Consider the following 16,509-nt stretch of genomic DNA (forward strand, 5'->3'; position numbering starts at 1 on the left):
GAACGAGGGCAGGAGCCTGCAACCCCCAGGAGGGACCGATGAACATTTTACCCGCACACGAACCGACATTCCGCCAATCCGTCGACCTGATGTTCAACCGCGCCGTGGCGCTGATGGACCTGCGCCCGGGTCTGGAGGAGAAAATCCGGGTCTGCAACGCCACCTATACAGTGCGGTTCGGTGTGCGACTGCGGGGCCACATACAGACATTCACCGGCTATCGCTCGGTTCATTCCGAACACATGGAGCCGGTCAAGGGTGGTATCCGCTACGCGCCCTCCGTCAATCAGGACGAGGTCGAGGCGCTGGCTGCGCTGATGACGTATAAATGCGCCCTGGTCGAAGCGCCGTTTGGCGGCTCGAAAGGGGGGCTGTGCATTGATCCGCGCGAATACGATGAACACGAACTTGAATTGATCACGCGCCGCTTTGCCTATGAATTGATCAAGCGCGACATGATCAATCCTGCGCAAAACGTACCGGCGCCCGACATGGGCACGTCAGAGCGTGAAATGGCCTGGATTGCCGATCAATATGCGCGCATGAACACCACCGACATCAATTCCCGCGCCTGTGTTACCGGCAAGCCGTTGAATGCCGGTGGTATCTCCGGTCGTGTCGAGGCGACGGGCCGTGGTGTCCAATACGCCCTTCGCGAGTTCTTTCGTCACCCCGAAGACGTCAAGGCGACCGGTTTGTCAGGGTCTCTAGATGGCAAGCGGGTCATCATTCAGGGCTTGGGCAACGTCGGCTATCACGCTGCAAAATTTTTGCGCGACGAAGACGGCGCCAAGATCACCGGCATTATCGAACACGATGGCGCGCTCTTCAACGAGGCGGGTCTGAACGTCGATGCGGTGCGCGAATGGATCGTCAAGCATGGCGGCGTCACCGGTTATCCGGATGCGACCCACACCGCCGAAGGTGCGGCTGTGCTTGAGGAGGAGTGCGACATCCTGATCCCGGCGGCTCTGGAAGGTGTCATCAATCTCAAGAATGCTCATGAAATCAAGGCACCATTGATCATCGAGGCGGCGAACGGTCCAATCACCGCCGGTGCCGACGACATTCTTCGCGAGCGTGGCGTCGTCATCATTCCGGACATGTATGCCAACGCAGGCGGCGTGACCGTATCCTATTTCGAATGGGTCAAGAATCTCAGCCATATACGCTTTGGCCGGATGCAGCGCCGTCAGGAAGAGGCGCGGCACGAATTGATCGTGAAAGAGCTTGAACGACTGAGCGATCATCTGGGCGACAAATGGACCATGACGCCGGATTTCAAATCCAAGTACCTGCGCGGCGCCGACGAGCTGGAACTGGTGCGCTCGGGGTTGGATGACACAATGCGCATTGCCTATCAATCGATGCGCGAAATCTGGCACGGTCGCGGAGATGTCGAGGATTTGCGCACCGCCGCCTATATCGCGTCGATCGAGAAAGTTGCCGCCAGCTATCGTGCGAAAGGCCTCTGACACATGACAACCGGATTGGGCTGCGCTAGGTAGCAATCGAAACCGAAGCAGCCCAATTCCGAGGGACCGACATGATCCGTACCGTTTTCACCACCGCCTCCGTCATGCTTGTACTGGCCTTGCCAGCGATGGCTCAGGAGAAAGAGGCGGAATGCCGCAAGCAGGGCCAGATCGCCACCAACATCATGTCGGAGCGCAAGAGCGGCACATCCTCCGGAGCCGCGGAAAAACGTGTGATCCGCATGCTGCCCGACGATGCCAAGAATTACGAAGCGGCGATTCCGGCCTTGGTCGAGTGGATCTACGGGCTGCCAGAAGAACAGATGACGCCGGAGGTCAGCAATGCGCTCTATCAGGTGTGCCTGTCTCAGTAAGACGCCACCGGCGCCACTGGACTCTTAGACCCTCAAGGCCAATATTCGTTGAATGAGCCTGCCACCCGGATTTCTTGATGAATTGCGCACGCGCACCAGCCTCACGCAGGTTGTTGGGCGCAAGGTGCTTTGGGACACGCGCAAGTCCAATCAGGCCAAGGGCGATATGTGGGCGCCGTGCCCCTTCCACCAGGAAAAATCCCCCAGCTTCCACGTCGATGACCGCAAGGGGTTTTACTATTGCTTCGGCTGTCACGCCAAGGGCGATGCCATTTCCTTCGTGCGCGAGACCGAGAACGTGTCGTTCATGGAAGCGATTGAAATTCTTGCGGGCGAGGCCGGAATGCCGATGCCCGCACGCGATCCGCAGGCGCAGGAAAAATCCGATCACCGCAGCGCCTTGATCGACGTGATGGAAAAGGCGGTGCGGTTCTTCCGCTTGCAATTGCGCAGCGGCGCGGGATCGGCGGCGCGGGAATACCTCGCGCGGCGCGGTTTGGACGAAGCGACGCAAGACCGTTTCGGCATCGGTTTTGCACCCGCAGGTTGGCAGGCACTTTGGGATCACCTGACAGGGCAGGGCATTCCACCCGAGCATATCATCGAGGCCGGACTGGCGAAGCCGTCGCAGAAGGGCGGCAAACCCTATGATACGTTTCGCAACCGCATCATGTTCCCGATCGAGGACGCGCGCGGTCGTCCCATCGCTTTCGGTGGCCGGGCCATGGACCCGGACGACAACGCGAAATACCTCAACAGCCCCGAGACGCCACTGTTTGACAAAAGCCGCACGCTTTACAATCAGGGTCCAGCGCGCGAGGCGGCAGGGAAAGGTCAACCGCTGATCGTTGCCGAAGGCTACATGGACGTGATCGCGCTGACGACGGGCGGATTCGATGCCGCCGTGGCACCGCTTGGCACCGCCGTCACCGAGACGCAGTTGCAGATGCTCTGGCGCATCACCGACGAACCGATCATGGCGCTGGATGGCGACAAGGCCGGGCTTCAGGCAGCCTACCGCGTCATTGATACCGCGCTCCCGTTGCTTGAAGCCGGCAAATCCCTGCGGTTTGTCCTGTTGCCCGAGGGGCAGGACCCGGACGATCTGATCCGCGCGCAAGGGCGCGATGCGATGCGCGCCCTGATCGATGCGGCCCAGCCGATGGTGCAGTTGCTTTGGCGACGTGAAACCGAAGGCCGCGTGTTCGATAGCCCCGAGCGCAAGGCCGGGCTCGACAAGACACTGCGCGAGCGTCTCAAGACCATCCAGGATCCGTCGTTGCGCGGCCATTACGGCGAAGAAATCAAACGCCTTCGCTGGGATCTGTTCAAGGCACCACGCAAAGCTGCCAGCGGTTCGTTTCGCCGCTTCAATGCGCAAGCGCCCACCAAGCCGACCGAGGACACGCGCGCGTCCGTGCTGGCGGCTGGCGGTGACAATGTCGAAACGCGTCTGCGCGAGGCCGTGATCCTTGCCGCGCTGCTGACCGTTCCCGATCTGATTGCCGAGTTCGAGGGCCAGATCGAGGACATGCGCTGCACCGATCCCGATCATGCCGCGCTGAGAGCGTGTCTTTTGCGCCACGCTGCTGATGCGCCGGAAAACGTGCAGGCCGCTGCCGATGCGATACTTGGCGGCGATGCTCTTGAAATGCTGTGCCGCGCACGCCATGTCGCCATCACGCCCTGCCTGCGCAACCCCGGCGATCGCGGATTGACCCGTTTGACGATTGCGGAAGAACTGGCGAAACTCGAAGCCCGCACCGGCCTTGATACCGAAATTGCCGAGGCATCCGAAGATTTGCACGGACCGGCCGATGAATCGCTGACCTGGCGGTTGGGCCAGGCAGCAAGAGCCCGACAATCCGCGCAGCGCGCGCAGTCGGAAGATACGACCGAATATGATCGCGGCCCCAACGGGGCATCGATCAACCGAGAAGAACGCAGCGCATTTGCCGCTTTGATGGAAACGATTCGATTCGACAAACCCCGAAGCTGACGGTGTTTTGCTAAGGAACATGTAAACAAAAAAGGGTAAACGGGTGTGCGAATCGCTATTTCGCGCTAATGATTCGGGTCAACCGAATCGCCCCGCCTCGACAGGAGCACACATGGCCGCCAAAGATAACGACGACGCCAAGACAGAACCCCGCGAGGAAGATGTCAGTCTTGATCTGAGCCAGGCTGCGGTCAAGAAGATGATCGCCGACGCGCGGGAGCGCGGTTACATCACTTACGATCAGCTGAACGAGGTGTTGCCTCCCGATCAGGTCAGTTCCGACCAGATCGAGGATGTGATGTCGATGCTGTCGGAGATGGGCATCCAGATCACCGAAGAAGACGAGGACGCCGAGGAAGACGACAAGGGCGCCACCGATCTTGTTCAGACGGCGAAACCCGGTGAGGTCACGCTGGCTTCGGGGACGTCTGAAAAGCTTGACCGTACGGATGATCCGGTGCGGATGTACCTGCGCGAGATGGGCAGCGTTGAACTGCTGTCCCGCGAGGGCGAGATCGCCATTGCCAAGCGGATCGAGGCCGGTCGCAACACGATGATCCTGGGGCTGTGCGAAAGCCCGCTGACCTTTCAGGCCATCACCATCTGGCGCGAGGAATTGCTGTCAGAGGATATTCTGCTGCGCGATGTGATCGACCTCGAAACCACGTTCGGCGACCAGATGGGCGAGGAAGAGGTTGTTCAGGCCGCAGTCGTCGGCGCTAGCGACAGTTCCGGCGAGGCAAAGTCTGACGATTCCAAGGAGCTTGATGCTGACGGCAACCCGATCGCAACCGATGACGATGATGACGACGATGACGATCAGGCCAACATGTCTTTGGCCGCGATGGAAGCCGCGCTCAAGCCGCGCGTGCTTGAAACGCTCGACCGGATTGCGCAGGACTATGAAGAACTGGCGAGCATGCAGGACAACCGCATCTCCGCCACGTTGAACGAAGATGGCTCTTTCAGCAGCGGTGACGAGAAGCGGTATCAGAAACTGCGCTCCGAGATCGTCGAACTGGTCAACGAACTGCACCTGCACAACAACCGCATCGAAGCGCTGATTGACCAGCTCTATGGTATCAACAAGCGCATCATGTCGATTGACTCCGCTATGGTGAAACTGGCCGATCAGGCCCGCATCAACCGGCGCGAATTTGTCGATGCCTATCGCGGGCGCGAGCTTGACCCGAACTGGCTTGAAGAGATGGGTGAGAAATCGGGTCGCGGATGGCAGATGTTCATCGAACGATCGCTGCCCAAGGCCGAAGAACTGCGCGCCGACATGGCGCAGGTCGGTCAGTATGTGGGCCTTGATATCTCCGAATTCCGCCGCATCGTGCAGCAGGTCCAGAAGGGCGAGAAAGAAGCGCGGCAGGCCAAGAAGGAAATGGTCGAGGCGAACCTGCGTCTCGTGATCTCCATCGCCAAGAAATACACCAACCGCGGTTTGCAGTTCCTCGATCTCATTCAGGAAGGCAATATCGGCCTGATGAAGGCGGTGGACAAGTTCGAATACCGGCGCGGCTACAAGTTTTCCACCTATGCGACATGGTGGATTCGTCAGGCGATCACCCGGAGTATCGCGGATCAGGCGCGCACCATCCGTATTCCGGTGCACATGATCGAGACGATCAACAAGCTGGTGCGTACAGGCCGCCAGATGCTGCACGAGATCGGCCGCGAACCGACGCCCGAGGAACTGGCCGAGAAGCTCCAGATGCCGCTGGAGAAGGTTCGCAAGGTGATGAAGATCGCCAAGGAGCCGATATCGCTCGAAACGCCCATCGGCGACGAGGAAGACAGCCAGCTTGGCGATTTCATCGAGGACAAGAACGCGGTTCTGCCCTTGGACGCTGCCATTCAGGACAACCTCAAGGAAACGACAACGCGGGTTCTGTCTTCTCTGACCCCACGCGAGGAACGGGTTCTGCGGATGCGCTTTGGTATCGGCATGAACACCGATCACACGCTGGAAGAGGTGGGCCAGCAGTTCAGCGTCACGCGCGAACGCATCCGCCAGATCGAAGCCAAGGCGCTGCGCAAACTCAAGCATCCCAGCCGGTCGCGCAAGTTGCGGTCGTTCCTGGATCAGTAACGATGTCGTTGTTGAAAAAGCTGTTCGGCGGTGGCGGCGGGACGCCCCCCGCCGCTGCGGCCGAAACACATAACGGGTTCACCATTTATCCCGATCCGATCAATGAAGACGGTCGCTGGCGCATCGGTGCGCGGATCGAGAAAGAAATCGATGGCGAGTTGAAAACCCACCGGATGATCCGTGCCGATATGCTGGAAAGCCGCGCTGCTGCGGCGGACGCGTCATTGGCGAAGGCCAGAAATCTGATCGATCAACAGGGCGATGGAATTTTTCAATAACAATTCGCCAAGGCCGGGAGCGTCTGCCCGGCCCTGATCACGTCAGGTGCGATCTGCCTGGTTTGGATCGCTTGTCGTACCCGGCCCTGTCTTGGGATCTGGGTTTGTCTGCTCCGGTTGGTCAGACGTCTCGGGTATATCTTTGAACGGGTCGCGCCGGGGGTCTCCCGTGCGGTCCGCCTGATTAGGATCCGATGTTGTGCCCGGACCCGTTTTTGGGTTGGATGAACTCATTGATGCGCCCCTCTCCGTGCAAATTTCCGTTGACCTGACCGGCGAGTGTCAGTCCTCAAGCAGGAATGTGATCGCCAGGTTCACTCGGAACGTGGAAATCTTGCCGTCCTCGATCTTGACGTGCTGGTCCTTGACCCATGCGCTTTTCATGTTGCGAATGGTGCGCGACGCCCGGTCGATTCCCTCGCGGGTCGCGTCGTCAAAGCTTTTGGTGGATGTGGCCGAAATTTCGGTGACTTTGGCAATGCTCATGGTGTCTTCCTTTCGGTGTGTACCTGTCAGGCCAACAAGGACCGGGCGCGTTTTGTTCCATGCGCTCTGGCGATCGACGCTTCAGTTGGTCGGCATCACAAAGACTTCCTGCACGTTTGCACGCGGATCGGCTTCAAGCGCGAACATGACCGATCGTGCGATATCTTCGGGATGGAGCTTGTCGGGTTTGGCTTCGTCAAAGAATGGCGTATCTACCATACCGGGCGCAATGACGGTGCAGCGGCCACCCCATTCCCGCATCTCTTGGGCGATATTGCCGCCATAACCGTGCACGAACCACTTTGACGCGCCATAGACGGAGCCCGAAATATGGACGCGGCCCGCCGCAGAGCCCGTCATCACCAGATGTCCGGTGCTTTTGCGCAAATGCGGCATCGCGGCTTTGGTTGTCCACAAGACACCCAATATGTTGATGTGGACCATCTTCTGCCACTCGTCCGGGTCGCCGTCTTCCGTGCCGGACGCGCTGAGACCTGTTCCGGCATTGGCATAGGCGGCGTCGACAGCACCGAAGTGGTCGGCCAGCGTGTTCAATGCCTCTTTCTGTTCGCGGAATTCAGTTGCATCGCCGGGCAAAGCGAGCGCCTGATCTCCAAGATCCGATGCCAGCGACTCAAGCTTGTCTTTCGAGCGCGCAAACAATCCGACGTTCCAGCCCTGTTTGACAGCGGCGCGCGCCGTCGCCTCGCCGATACCCGTCGACGCTCCGGTGATGAAAAGTGTTTTGCGATCCATGAAATCCTCATTGTGTTAGGTGATGTCGTTGGAACGCGGAGTTCGGCAATCCAGTTGCATCACACTTGGCGTGATGAGCGGAGTGTGATGAGGTGCACGGATGCAAACGACCTTCACGATCCACACGAGCGGCCCCGGACTTTACGAATTTACAAAAGACGTGTCTGCGTGGGTGCAAGGCACCGGATTGCTGACGCTGTTCGTTCAGCACAGTTCGGCCAGCCTGTTGATTCAAGAGAACGCCGATCCAGAGGTGCAAAGCGATTTGACCGCGTTTTTCGACCGGCTTGTCCCGCCGAGCACCGATCCCTCGATGGCCTATCTGACCCATACCTATGAAGGCCCGGATGACATGCCAGCCCATATCAAGGCATCGCTCTTGCCTGTGAGCCTATCGATTCCCGTCAGCGGTAACCGCTTGGCGTTGGGGACATGGCAAGGCGTTTATCTTTTTGAGCATCGCACCGCGCCGCACACGCGCAACGTCGTCGCACATCTGGGAGCCTGACATGAGTATCACCGACATAGCCGACCGCTGGGTGGCCGATCATGCGCGAGACTTGTCAGACTGGTGCGCGCATATCTTCGATCTGGCAGAACCCGCATGGCGGGAATATCAATCAGCGGCCTGGTACGTTGAGCGGTTGCGCGCAGAAGGATTCGATGTCGAAGACGGGTCGGGCGGAATGCCCACCGCCTTTTGTGCCCGATGGACGAACGGCGACGGCCCGACCATCGGGATGTACGCCGAATACGATGCCGTTCCTGCCAATTCCCAGGCCGCCTGGCCCGAGCGCGCTCCGCGTGACGATACCGGCTGGCAGGCGGCGGGCCATACAGATCCGCATTCCGCGCTTGGCATCGGCAGTCTGGGCGGCGTGCTCGCCACCAAGGCGGCGATGCAGGAGCAGGGCATCCGCGGCACATTGCAGTTGACCGGAGAACCGGCGGAAAAGGTGCGCGGTTCGAAACCGATCCATGCCGCACAGGGGTATTACGACGGGCTGGATGCGATGCTGTCGTTCCACCCGTTCTACATGCTGCCGCTCTGTAATACCGTGCGCTGGGACACCCAGTGTGGTGCGGCCTATTCGATGATCTATCGGTTCGTGTGCGATGCCCCGCAAGGATGGGGCGCCAGCGACGGAGCGCCGATCCCGCAGGCCCATTCCGACATCCGCGCGCCGGGGGCGAACGATGCCCTGATTCTGATGTATCAGACCGCGCGGCAGTTGCGCGATGCGATGCTGCCCCACCGTGGCGGCTGGTCGGTCTCCGAAGCGATCCTTGGCATGGGGCAGGCAAGTGCCGACAATCTGCCGGCGCTCTGCGCCGATCTGCAATACATGATCCGGGTGCCCGATCTGGCGATGGCCGAGCAGATTACCGCGCAACTCGACCGGCTGGCCGACAGCGCTGCGGCGATCACCGGCTGCCGGGTCGAGAAACACTGGGTCAGCAAATCGCGCCCCGGACTGACCAATCACGTCATGGCTCAGGTGGTCTGGGACTCGTTGCAACAGGTTGGACCGCCACATTGGGGCGAGACGGCCCGCGCCATCGCGCGGAAGGTTCAAACCGCCTGCGGCCAGAAGGCGGACGACGACCCGCTGATCCCCGAATGCACCGCCCTGATCGCGCCGCAGGATGCCGAAGCGATCCTGCGGCGCGATCTGCCGCCCGCCCAAGAGAACAGCACGTCGGATGATTATACCGACATGTCATGGCATTGCCCGACCGCGCGGTTTTATATCGCCCGCCCGGCCTTGCGCGGCGGACCGTACCCGCCCTGGGCGATGAACGCGCTGGGCGGCATCCGCGAAACCATCGACCCGACAGTGCAAACGGCGGCGCGAGTTCTGGCCCATAGCGCGCTGCGCCTGCTCACGCAGCCTGACACACGCGCCGCGTCATGGGCCGAGTTCGAAACGCGCAAGACCACGCAAGGCAACATTCCCCCGCTTGCGGATTACCCCGCCCCGATCGCCTTCAACTGGCCAGAATATGTCGAGACTCCGCGCGGACGGCACTGGCACCTGCCGTTTTGACGCCATCGCAACACCACCGCTTGCGGCGTGAATTGCCCCCTACCCAAAACCTCGCGGCGCGCCTATAGTCGCTGTGGATAAGTGGGGAAAACCCACAGGTCGAGGCAGAGATGAATAAAGAGGGGACCGGCCGATGCGCTGCCCGTTTTGCGGAAATATCGATTCACAGGTCAAGGACAGCCGTCCCGCAGAGGACCATGTCGCCATCCGGCGCCGACGCTTTTGTCCGGCCTGCGGCGGGCGTTTCACCACGTATGAGCGTGTGCAACTTCGCGATCTGGTGGTGATCAAGACCAACGGCCGACGCGAGGATTTCGATCGCGACAAGCTGGAGCGCTCCATTCGCATGGCGATGCAGAAACGCCCGATCGAGCCTGAACGCATCGACCAGATGATTTCGGGCATCGTGCGGCGGCTGGAAAGCCTGGGCGAAACCGACATTGCCTCCAAGCAGATCGGTGAGATCGTGATGGAAACGCTGGCGCGGATCGACACCGTGGCCTATGTGCGCTTTGCCAGCGTCTACAAGAACTTTCAGGAAGCCGACGATTTCGACAAGTTCGTCAGCGAATTGCGCCCGTCGGAAAAAGACAAACCCAAACCCGAAGGCTAAGTCACGCAGATGTGCCCGGACGATGAGCACTATATGGACCGGGCGCTCGAGCTGGGGCGGCGCGGGTTGGGTAATACATGGCCGAACCCGGCGGTGGGGTGCGTTCTGGTCAGAGACAACCGGATCGTCGGCGAAGGCTGGACACAGCCGGGCGGCACACCCCACGCAGAGACACAGGCTTTGGCGATGGCGGGCACATTGGCGCAAGGGGCCACGGCCTATGTCACGCTGGAACCCTGCGCCCATCACGGCAAGACACCCCCCTGTACGGACGCACTGATCGACGCCGGTGTCAGCCGCGTGGTCGCGCCGTTCGATGATCGCGACCCGCGCGTTGCGGGGCAGGGGTTTGACCAGTTGCGCGCAGCAGGCATAGAGGTAACGACCGGCATCGCCACCCTTGCCGCGGCCGAACATCACGCCGGGTTTTTCCATAGCATCGAACTGGGCCGCCCGCTGCTGACGCTGAAACTGGCCACCAGTCTTGACGGGCGGATCGCCACGGCCAGCGGCGACAGCCAGTGGATCACCGGGCCGGAGGCGCGCGCTCATGTGCACAATCTTCGCGCCAGCAACGACGCGGTGATGGTGGGAGCCGGCACTGTCCGCGCCGACGATCCGTTGCTGACGGTGCGGGGGCGGAATGTGCCAAAACAACCGGTTCGGATCGTGGTCACACGGCGGTTGGATCTTCCGCGCGACGGCAACCTCGCACACACAATCCCTGACGCGCCGCTATGGCTGTGTCACGGTGAGGACGCTCCGTCAGAGGCCCGCCATGCCTGGCAAACGCTTGGCGCAAAGCTGGTACAGGTGCCGCCGATTGGCCGTCAGCTCGACATCGCAGCAATGATTCAGGCACTTGGCGACGCCGGACTGACGCGTGTGTTTTGCGAAGGCGGCGGCGAGCTTGCCGCGAGCCTGCTTCACGCCGATGTCGTGGATCGGCTAGAACTGCACATGGGCGGCGTGATCATCGGTGCCGAAGGCCGTCCGGCTTTGGGTGCGCTTGGGCTTGACCGCCTGTCAGATGCACCGCGTTTTGCCTTGCGCTCGGTGCGCCAGATCGGTGACGATGTCGTTCAAAGCTGGTCCCGTCTGCCCCGCCAGAGCCAAGCATAGCTGGCCAATACCCCTTGCGCCTTGGCCAGAATACGCAATCGTTTCGAGCGTGGCACATTGGCCGAGACCAGACGATCAACCGCCACTTCGACGGGGCAAGGCCCGTTCGATAGTGGATCGTGGTAGCGCGGATAGCCAATCAGCGCCGCGTGCGCCAGCGCGTCCAGACTCACCCCCTTCCCACGACGCTCGGGCTGGGTGCAAAGATCGGTCGTCAGACCCCAGCCGGCGTAAAAGGGCTGACCAAGCGTTGTCACAGGCACTCCCCGCAGCAGCGCTTCGAAGCCGGTGAGCGAGGTCATGGTCCAGACGGCATCGACCTGTCCCAGCAGCGCCGCCATCGGCACGTCACTTACAACCTGATCGGCATAAGCGTCGGGCCTGTCCACCACACCGGGGCGCAAACCTGAGACCACATCGGGGTGCGGTTTATACACGATAAACGCGCCTTCATTGGCTTTGCGCACCCGTTTCAACAGCGCCGCGTTGGTCTTGATCTCGGGGCTGCCCAACAATACCGACGCGTCATCTTCGACCTGTCCCGGCACAAGGATCACCGGTTTGCCGCGCGTATCACCCAGCGGCGGGGGTGTGCCGCCGGACGCGTATTTCGTCACGCCACGCGCCACGATCCGCTCGATCACCCTTCGAGCGCGCGAGAGGGCGTATTCGGGCAGTGATCCACTTTGCGAAATCAGCGTTTCGAGCCGCGAGGCGCGCGTGGGATCGTAGTATATGCCCAGATCGTCCAGCACCAAAGACAGCGGCGGCACCAGTTCCGCACCCAGACCGCTGGAGCGCAAGAACCCGTCCTCAACCCGCCACGCCTCTGCCGGAGCCTCGGCCCCCCATGACATGACGCGCTGTGGCGTTGCGCTCTTGTTAAAGCGCATCGGCACGTGCTGGCCGAAGATCTCCTGCATGTGCGGGCGCTTCCAAAGGCGGATATTTTGACCCGTCCAGCCGTGCCGGTCTTCGTCCCAGGCACGTCGCGTCGCTTCAAGGGTGTCGATCACGCGGGCCAGACCGCACAGCCGGTCCCCGTAAGGATCGTACCACACCGGATAGCGCATCATCGCGCCGGCAAAGAGTTGCGCGCGGGTCAGGGCGCGTTGGCGCCGGGCCAGTTGATGTTCATCCTCGCTCAGCCCCCACCCGGCGTAGAACGGCGTGCCGAAAACGCGGGGCTTGTGGCCTGCGAGTATGGCCTCGAACCCCATTTGCGACGACAGGGTGTAAACCGCGATCGCCCCCTCCAGAAGTTCTGCCGGAGCGTGATCGCCATTGACGAACGATACTTTGCCCGTGGCCTGCTCGGTCGAGTAATGCCCGCCGCGCTTGCCAGCGCGGGTTTCGGGATGGGACCGGATCAGTATGCGGGCGGTGGGGTGTTCGGTCTGCGCGTAATACAGCATTTCGGCAAACCGCGCCTTGGCCATACCCTCGCCTGCCACCGATGCGCGCACCGATGCGTCGTCTTCGGCCTGATCGACAACCAGCACATAACCCGGTTCGGGAGGATCAAGATCGGGCTCACAGGCGCTGTATTTCGACAGTTTCAAATCCTGCATCCGCGCCATCAGAGCGCGGGCCTCGTTCAGCAATGCGGTGTCATCCAGCGGATCCTGCATCAGCAGGGTTTCCAGATCCGAGGGATGCGATGCATCAAAATGCAGCCCCGTGCGATCCAGCAGCAAGCCCAGCGGCGGTTCCTTGGCAACGCGTCCGGGATGAAGCGAGCGTAGAAAGGCGTCCTCGACGCGCAGCACGGGTGCATTTCTGCGGTCCGCCACTGCCTGACCGCGCGCCGCGCTTGGAGCCGCTCCCCAGAGGCCCACCAAATCGTTGGGTGAGGGGCGTCCCACGGTCACGCGCCATCCTGCCAGCGCCAGGATGCGCTTGATCCGGCGTTGTGTCAGGAAGCCGCTGTTGTAGACGTATAAACGCCGAAGGGTGGTCCCTTCGGCGTCTGGCTGTGAGGGCGTCTTGTCCACTGCCGGTTACTGGACCCCCAGCCCGGCGGAGGCCGTGTCGGCCAGGCCCGATGCCCCGCCAAGCGTACCGGTGATCGCTGCAATCGTACGGTTCCACTGTACGATTGGCGCTTCGGTGACATAGATCGTGTCGCCATCGCGGATCAGGAAGTCGCGCGCGACGAACAGCCCGTTGGGCTCGGTCAGGTCAAGCACGTAAATCAGGCGCTGTGCGCCCACCAGATCGGTGCGTCCGAGAACGGCGTTGGAGATCTCGGCGGGTTCGTTGCGGAACACGAAGACGCCCGTGGGATCGGCGGTCGATGCGGTGAGGCCACCGAGCTGTGCCAGTGCCTCGACGGCGGAGAGGTTCTGGGTTTCAAACGTCATGCGGGTTTGCGACCCTGTTGCACCCAGCGCAGTGAAGGAGCGTTGATCGGCCTCCACCAGAATGCGGTCGCCGTCGCGCAAGGCGATGTCGAGTTCGGGATGATCGTAGAGATCCTCGAACCAGATGGTTTCGCTTTGATTGCCGCGCGTCAGCGTGATCTGCGCGATTTCCGCCGAGAGACCAACGCCACCGGCGCTAGCCAGCATCGACCCCAGCGTGCGCGTCGGGCGGGTGATGGGAAACACCCCTTGTGTGCCGGTCGAGCCGAGAATCGACACCGTCGCACCGTCACCCGCGGTGCGGCGGACCTGAACCTGCGGATCGGGTGTCTGGTCTTCGAGTTTTTGGGTGATGATCCGGCGGATCGCCTCGGGTGTGTTTCCGGCCGCCTTGATGCGCCCGGCGTAGGGCACAAAGATAAAGCCCGATCCATCGACCTGAACCGCCTCCAGAGTGGTGGCGTTCGACGCTTCACCGGCGAGCAGCCCGTCATCGACGTTTTCCCAAATCGTCAGACCAAGCGTATCGCCGGGGCGGATGATGTCGGCCCCTTGCAGGCTGGAGTTCTTGAGCGCCTCGGAAAATCCAAGCGCCGGAACCACGGCTGTGGCGCGGGTGACACGGTCGTCCACCGATACGACAAACGCATCGCCTTCCCGCTGCACAGATCCTGCAAAGATCTGCTTTTTGCTCGGCCCCATGCCGGGCAGCGTGCAAGACGCCACCAGCGATGCCGACAGCACCAAGGCGATGGATCGTGTCCACCGTAGTTTGGAATTGATCACTGCTCGGTCTCCTCGACCAGTTAAGTCTGCCTCGGTTTTTTGTCGTTTTCCGGTTAAGCTACCGGAATCCTGTCACTCTGACCAGTCCCGCAGTCAAGGATGCCTAGCGAACGACACGCAACTGTTGCGTCTCGGACCCGTGCGGATCAAGGCGCGACTCGTACGGATCGTCCGGTGACAGCATCCTGTCCACCACATGCCTGAGCAATTGCGCCCGCCCACGCGCCGAGTAAAACCCGCCGGGAAGCTGGCTGGTCTCAAGCAGGAACTGGCGGTAAATCGCGTATGCCTTGGTGTCGGGTGGGTGAGGATCGGCAAAAAACGCCGGCAAGGCTTGGTGCGAGACCAGCGCGGGTTTGTCATAGACAGAGGTGCCGAAACTGCGCACCGGCAAGCCGCGCCAAAGCGCCTGATGCGCGGCGGTGGAATTGACCGTCACCGCAGAGCGCGCCGCCTGCACCAGATGGGCAAGCTTGCCGCCCCTGATGAACGTGACCCGATCTGCGATGCCCGTCTGGGCCGCCTTGGAGCGGATGGTCTGCTCCAGAGGGGCGCGCCCATCCTCCAGCGGATGCGCCTTGAAGACCAGCCGGTGATGCGCGGGCGCGCCTTTGGCAAAGGCTTCGATCACCATGTCCACAAATTCGGTCTGCGAGCGGAACTGTGAAAACGCGCGGAAGCTCGCGTCATGTTCGAGTTGCAGGAGAACGACGTGATAGGGCCAGCCGCCGCGCCGCATGTGGCGCGTCGCCAGCCAGCGCTGGACGATATGCCGTGGGCGGCGCAAAAGGCGCAGTAGGTGCAGCCGAAATTCCCGGCCCACGCTTTGATCGCGATGCGACGCGTAATGCGGATAAGCCTGATTCCGGAACAGAACATGCCAATGATAAAGCGCGCCGTGAAGCATGTGTTGACGCAAATCGCCCCATCGGTCGGGCGGCAGCGCCGGCAGGGCGGCGGTCTGGGTCAGGGCGCGCTCCATCTGGTCCAGCGTGATCGACATCAGGCGCGAATTGCCATTCGATCCGTTGCGTTCATAGGTGGCCCAGTAGGGCCGCAGATAGCCTTCTTCGAAAATATGGATCACCAGCCCCAAGGCGCGTGCCGCAGCGATCGCCTCGGCGTGATGGCGGCGGGTGTCGCCGTAGAGCACCAGATCGCTCGCGCCGGTCTCGGCGACCCATTGTGCGAACCGGGCGGGCCACGCATCCTGGGTGCCTAGAAACCGCAACAGTGTCTTGCTGTCGCGCCAGCGTGAGGCATCACCGGCATTGAACGCCACGCGCCAGCACGCCGCGCCGGTTTCTGTCAATTGTGCAGCCAGATCCGCAAAGAACGGGCCATGCGGCCCTTGCAGGAACAGGAACACCCGGCGGGGTGACGTGTCGGGCTTGCCCGTTGTATTTGCCATGTCAGCGCAGTATCCCTCGGCCACGGGCCTCGATACCACAATCGAAGGCACACTTGGAATGGCCGACCGCAGGAGATTGCGGGCCGCGATGGGACGGGGGCAGGATCATGTTTACAGGCATTGTCACGGATATTGGAACCGTCCGGCAGGTTACCCGCAAGGGCGATCTGCGGGCGCGCATCGCCACCGCCTACAACACCGACAGCATCGACATCGGCGCATCCATCGCCTGTAGCGGTGTGTGCCTGACAGTGGTTCTGCTTGGCCCCGACTGGTTCGAGGTCGAGATCAGCGCCGAAACGCTGGACAAGACAACGCTGGGGCAGTGGCGCGACGGCACGCGAGTCAATCTGGAACGCGCTTTGAAGGTCGGCGACGAATTGGGCGGTCATATCGTTTCCGGCCATGTGGACGGCTTGGCCCATATCGTCGAGATGCGCCCCGAGGGGGACAGCGTGCGCTATACGTTCGAAGCGCCGCGCTCGCTGGCGAAGTTCATCGCGCCGAAAGGGTCGGTTGCGCTCAACGGTACGTCGCTGACCGTGAACGAGGTTGACGGATGCCGCTTTGGTATCAACCTCATTCCGCATACGCAGGAGGTGACGACCTGGGGTGACGCCAAAATCGGCGATGACGTCAATCTGGAGATCGACACGCTGGCCCGCTATGTTGCGCGACTGGCGGAGATGCAGGGCTAGGG

Annotated in this window: 15 protein-coding genes; 10 read left to right on the forward strand and 5 right to left on the reverse strand. The window is 61.6% G+C overall.

Going from position 1 to position 16,509, the window contains the following annotated elements; all coding sequences use genetic code 11:
* Positions 1-38: 38 nt before the first annotated feature.
* The 5 genes from ACGKZZ_RS04390 to ACGKZZ_RS04410 all read left to right on the forward strand — a co-directional run bounded on the left by ACGKZZ_RS04390 (position 39) and on the right by ACGKZZ_RS04410 (position 6,224).
* A complete protein-coding gene (locus ACGKZZ_RS04390) occupies positions 39-1,475 on the forward strand; it encodes a Glu/Leu/Phe/Val family dehydrogenase (protein ID WP_411222256.1) in 1,437 nt (478 codons plus the stop codon).
* A gap of 71 nt (positions 1,476-1,546) precedes the next feature.
* Positions 1,547-1,849: a hypothetical protein gene (locus tag ACGKZZ_RS04395; RefSeq protein ID WP_411222257.1), complete on the forward strand. Its 303-nt coding sequence runs from the start codon at positions 1,547-1,549 to the stop codon at positions 1,847-1,849.
* A gap of 52 nt (positions 1,850-1,901) precedes the next feature.
* Complete coding sequence (dnaG, locus tag ACGKZZ_RS04400) at positions 1,902-3,848, forward strand: DNA primase (RefSeq protein WP_411222258.1); 1,947 nt, start codon at positions 1,902-1,904, stop codon at positions 3,846-3,848.
* A gap of 112 nt (positions 3,849-3,960) precedes the next feature.
* Complete coding sequence (rpoD, locus tag ACGKZZ_RS04405) at positions 3,961-5,946, forward strand: RNA polymerase sigma factor RpoD (RefSeq protein WP_411222259.1); 1,986 nt, start codon at positions 3,961-3,963, stop codon at positions 5,944-5,946.
* 2 nt (positions 5,947-5,948) lie between these two features.
* Positions 5,949-6,224 carry an HlyU family transcriptional regulator gene (locus tag ACGKZZ_RS04410; RefSeq protein ID WP_411222260.1) on the forward strand — a complete coding sequence of 92 codons (276 nt, stop codon included), beginning with the start codon at positions 5,949-5,951 and terminating at the stop codon, positions 6,222-6,224.
* 282 nt (positions 6,225-6,506) lie between these two features.
* Here ACGKZZ_RS04410 and ACGKZZ_RS04415 read toward each other — a convergent pair whose 3' ends face one another.
* The gene (locus tag ACGKZZ_RS04415) at positions 6,507-6,710 is read right to left on the reverse strand and encodes a dodecin family protein (RefSeq protein WP_411222261.1); all 204 of its coding nucleotides are present in this window, start codon (positions 6,708-6,710) and stop codon (positions 6,507-6,509) included.
* Positions 6,711-6,791: 81 nt separating this feature from the next.
* Positions 6,792-7,466 carry an SDR family oxidoreductase gene (locus ACGKZZ_RS04420; RefSeq protein ID WP_411222262.1) on the reverse strand — a complete coding sequence of 225 codons (675 nt, stop codon included), beginning with the start codon at positions 7,464-7,466 and terminating at the stop codon, positions 6,792-6,794.
* A 100-nt stretch (positions 7,467-7,566) separates the two neighbouring features.
* Between ACGKZZ_RS04420 and ACGKZZ_RS04425 the strand changes: the two genes are divergently transcribed.
* The 4 genes from ACGKZZ_RS04425 (at position 7,567) to ribD (ending at position 11,249) form a co-directional block, all read left to right on the forward strand.
* The gene (locus tag ACGKZZ_RS04425) at positions 7,567-7,974 is read left to right on the forward strand and encodes a secondary thiamine-phosphate synthase enzyme YjbQ (RefSeq protein WP_411222263.1); all 408 of its coding nucleotides are present in this window, start codon (positions 7,567-7,569) and stop codon (positions 7,972-7,974) included.
* A gap of 1 nt (position 7,975) precedes the next feature.
* Positions 7,976-9,514, forward strand: coding sequence for an amidohydrolase (locus tag ACGKZZ_RS04430; RefSeq protein ID WP_411222264.1), 1,539 nt, complete (start codon positions 7,976-7,978; stop codon positions 9,512-9,514).
* Positions 9,515-9,647: 133 nt separating this feature from the next.
* The gene (gene nrdR / locus ACGKZZ_RS04435; RefSeq protein WP_411222266.1) at positions 9,648-10,127 is read left to right on the forward strand and encodes a transcriptional regulator NrdR; all 480 of its coding nucleotides are present in this window, start codon (positions 9,648-9,650) and stop codon (positions 10,125-10,127) included.
* 9 nt (positions 10,128-10,136) lie between these two features.
* Positions 10,137-11,249: a bifunctional diaminohydroxyphosphoribosylaminopyrimidine deaminase/5-amino-6-(5-phosphoribosylamino)uracil reductase RibD gene (gene ribD / locus ACGKZZ_RS04440; protein WP_411222267.1), complete on the forward strand. Its 1,113-nt coding sequence runs from the start codon at positions 10,137-10,139 to the stop codon at positions 11,247-11,249.
* On the opposite strand, the gene ACGKZZ_RS04445 is transcribed toward ribD, so the two are convergent.
* The 3 genes from ACGKZZ_RS04445 to ACGKZZ_RS04455 all read right to left on the reverse strand — a co-directional run bounded on the left by ACGKZZ_RS04445 (position 11,210) and on the right by ACGKZZ_RS04455 (position 15,809).
* Positions 11,210-13,243, reverse strand: coding sequence for a capsular polysaccharide biosynthesis protein (locus tag ACGKZZ_RS04445; protein WP_411222268.1), 2,034 nt, complete (start codon positions 13,241-13,243; stop codon positions 11,210-11,212). The genes ribD and ACGKZZ_RS04445 overlap by 40 nt on opposite strands.
* Positions 13,244-13,249: 6 nt before the next feature.
* Complete coding sequence (locus ACGKZZ_RS04450; protein WP_411222269.1) at positions 13,250-14,398, reverse strand: polysaccharide biosynthesis/export family protein; 1,149 nt, start codon at positions 14,396-14,398, stop codon at positions 13,250-13,252.
* A gap of 103 nt (positions 14,399-14,501) precedes the next feature.
* A complete protein-coding gene (locus tag ACGKZZ_RS04455) occupies positions 14,502-15,809 on the reverse strand; it encodes a capsule biosynthesis protein (protein WP_411222270.1) in 1,308 nt (435 codons plus the stop codon).
* A 107-nt stretch (positions 15,810-15,916) separates the two neighbouring features.
* On the opposite strand from ACGKZZ_RS04455, the gene ACGKZZ_RS04460 reads away from it, so the two are divergent.
* Positions 15,917-16,507 carry a riboflavin synthase gene (locus ACGKZZ_RS04460; protein ID WP_411222272.1) on the forward strand — a complete coding sequence of 197 codons (591 nt, stop codon included), beginning with the start codon at positions 15,917-15,919 and terminating at the stop codon, positions 16,505-16,507.
* Positions 16,508-16,509 lie beyond the last annotated feature (2 nt).

Source organism: Marivita sp. S2033, from assembly GCF_046592965.1.
Lineage (GTDB): Bacteria > Pseudomonadota > Alphaproteobacteria > Rhodobacterales > Rhodobacteraceae > Marivita.

What these genes read in the sequence shown, in the direction of transcription:
- ACGKZZ_RS04390 (WP_411222256.1), top strand. Translation starts at nt 39, where the DNA reads ATGAACATTTTACCCGCACACGAACCGACATTCCGCCAATCCGTCGAC.
- ACGKZZ_RS04395 (WP_411222257.1), top strand. Translation starts at nt 1,547, where the DNA reads ATGATCCGTACCGTTTTCACCACCGCCTCCGTCATGCTTGTACTGGCC.
- dnaG (WP_411222258.1), top strand. Translation starts at nt 1,902, where the DNA reads ATGAGCCTGCCACCCGGATTTCTTGATGAATTGCGCACGCGCACCAGC.
- rpoD (WP_411222259.1), top strand. Translation starts at nt 3,961, where the DNA reads ATGGCCGCCAAAGATAACGACGACGCCAAGACAGAACCCCGCGAGGAA.
- ACGKZZ_RS04410 (WP_411222260.1), top strand. Translation starts at nt 5,949, where the DNA reads ATGTCGTTGTTGAAAAAGCTGTTCGGCGGTGGCGGCGGGACGCCCCCC.
- ACGKZZ_RS04415 (WP_411222261.1), bottom strand. Translation starts at nt 6,710, where the DNA reads ATGAGCATTGCCAAAGTCACCGAAATTTCGGCCACATCCACCAAAAGC.
- ACGKZZ_RS04420 (WP_411222262.1), bottom strand. Translation starts at nt 7,466, where the DNA reads ATGGATCGCAAAACACTTTTCATCACCGGAGCGTCGACGGGTATCGGC.
- ACGKZZ_RS04425 (WP_411222263.1), top strand. Translation starts at nt 7,567, where the DNA reads ATGCAAACGACCTTCACGATCCACACGAGCGGCCCCGGACTTTACGAA.
- ACGKZZ_RS04430 (WP_411222264.1), top strand. Translation starts at nt 7,976, where the DNA reads ATGAGTATCACCGACATAGCCGACCGCTGGGTGGCCGATCATGCGCGA.
- nrdR (WP_411222266.1), top strand. Translation starts at nt 9,648, where the DNA reads ATGCGCTGCCCGTTTTGCGGAAATATCGATTCACAGGTCAAGGACAGC.
- ribD (WP_411222267.1), top strand. Translation starts at nt 10,137, where the DNA reads ATGTGCCCGGACGATGAGCACTATATGGACCGGGCGCTCGAGCTGGGG.
- ACGKZZ_RS04455 (WP_411222270.1), bottom strand. Translation starts at nt 15,809, where the DNA reads ATGGCAAATACAACGGGCAAGCCCGACACGTCACCCCGCCGGGTGTTC.
- ACGKZZ_RS04460 (WP_411222272.1), top strand. Translation starts at nt 15,917, where the DNA reads ATGTTTACAGGCATTGTCACGGATATTGGAACCGTCCGGCAGGTTACC.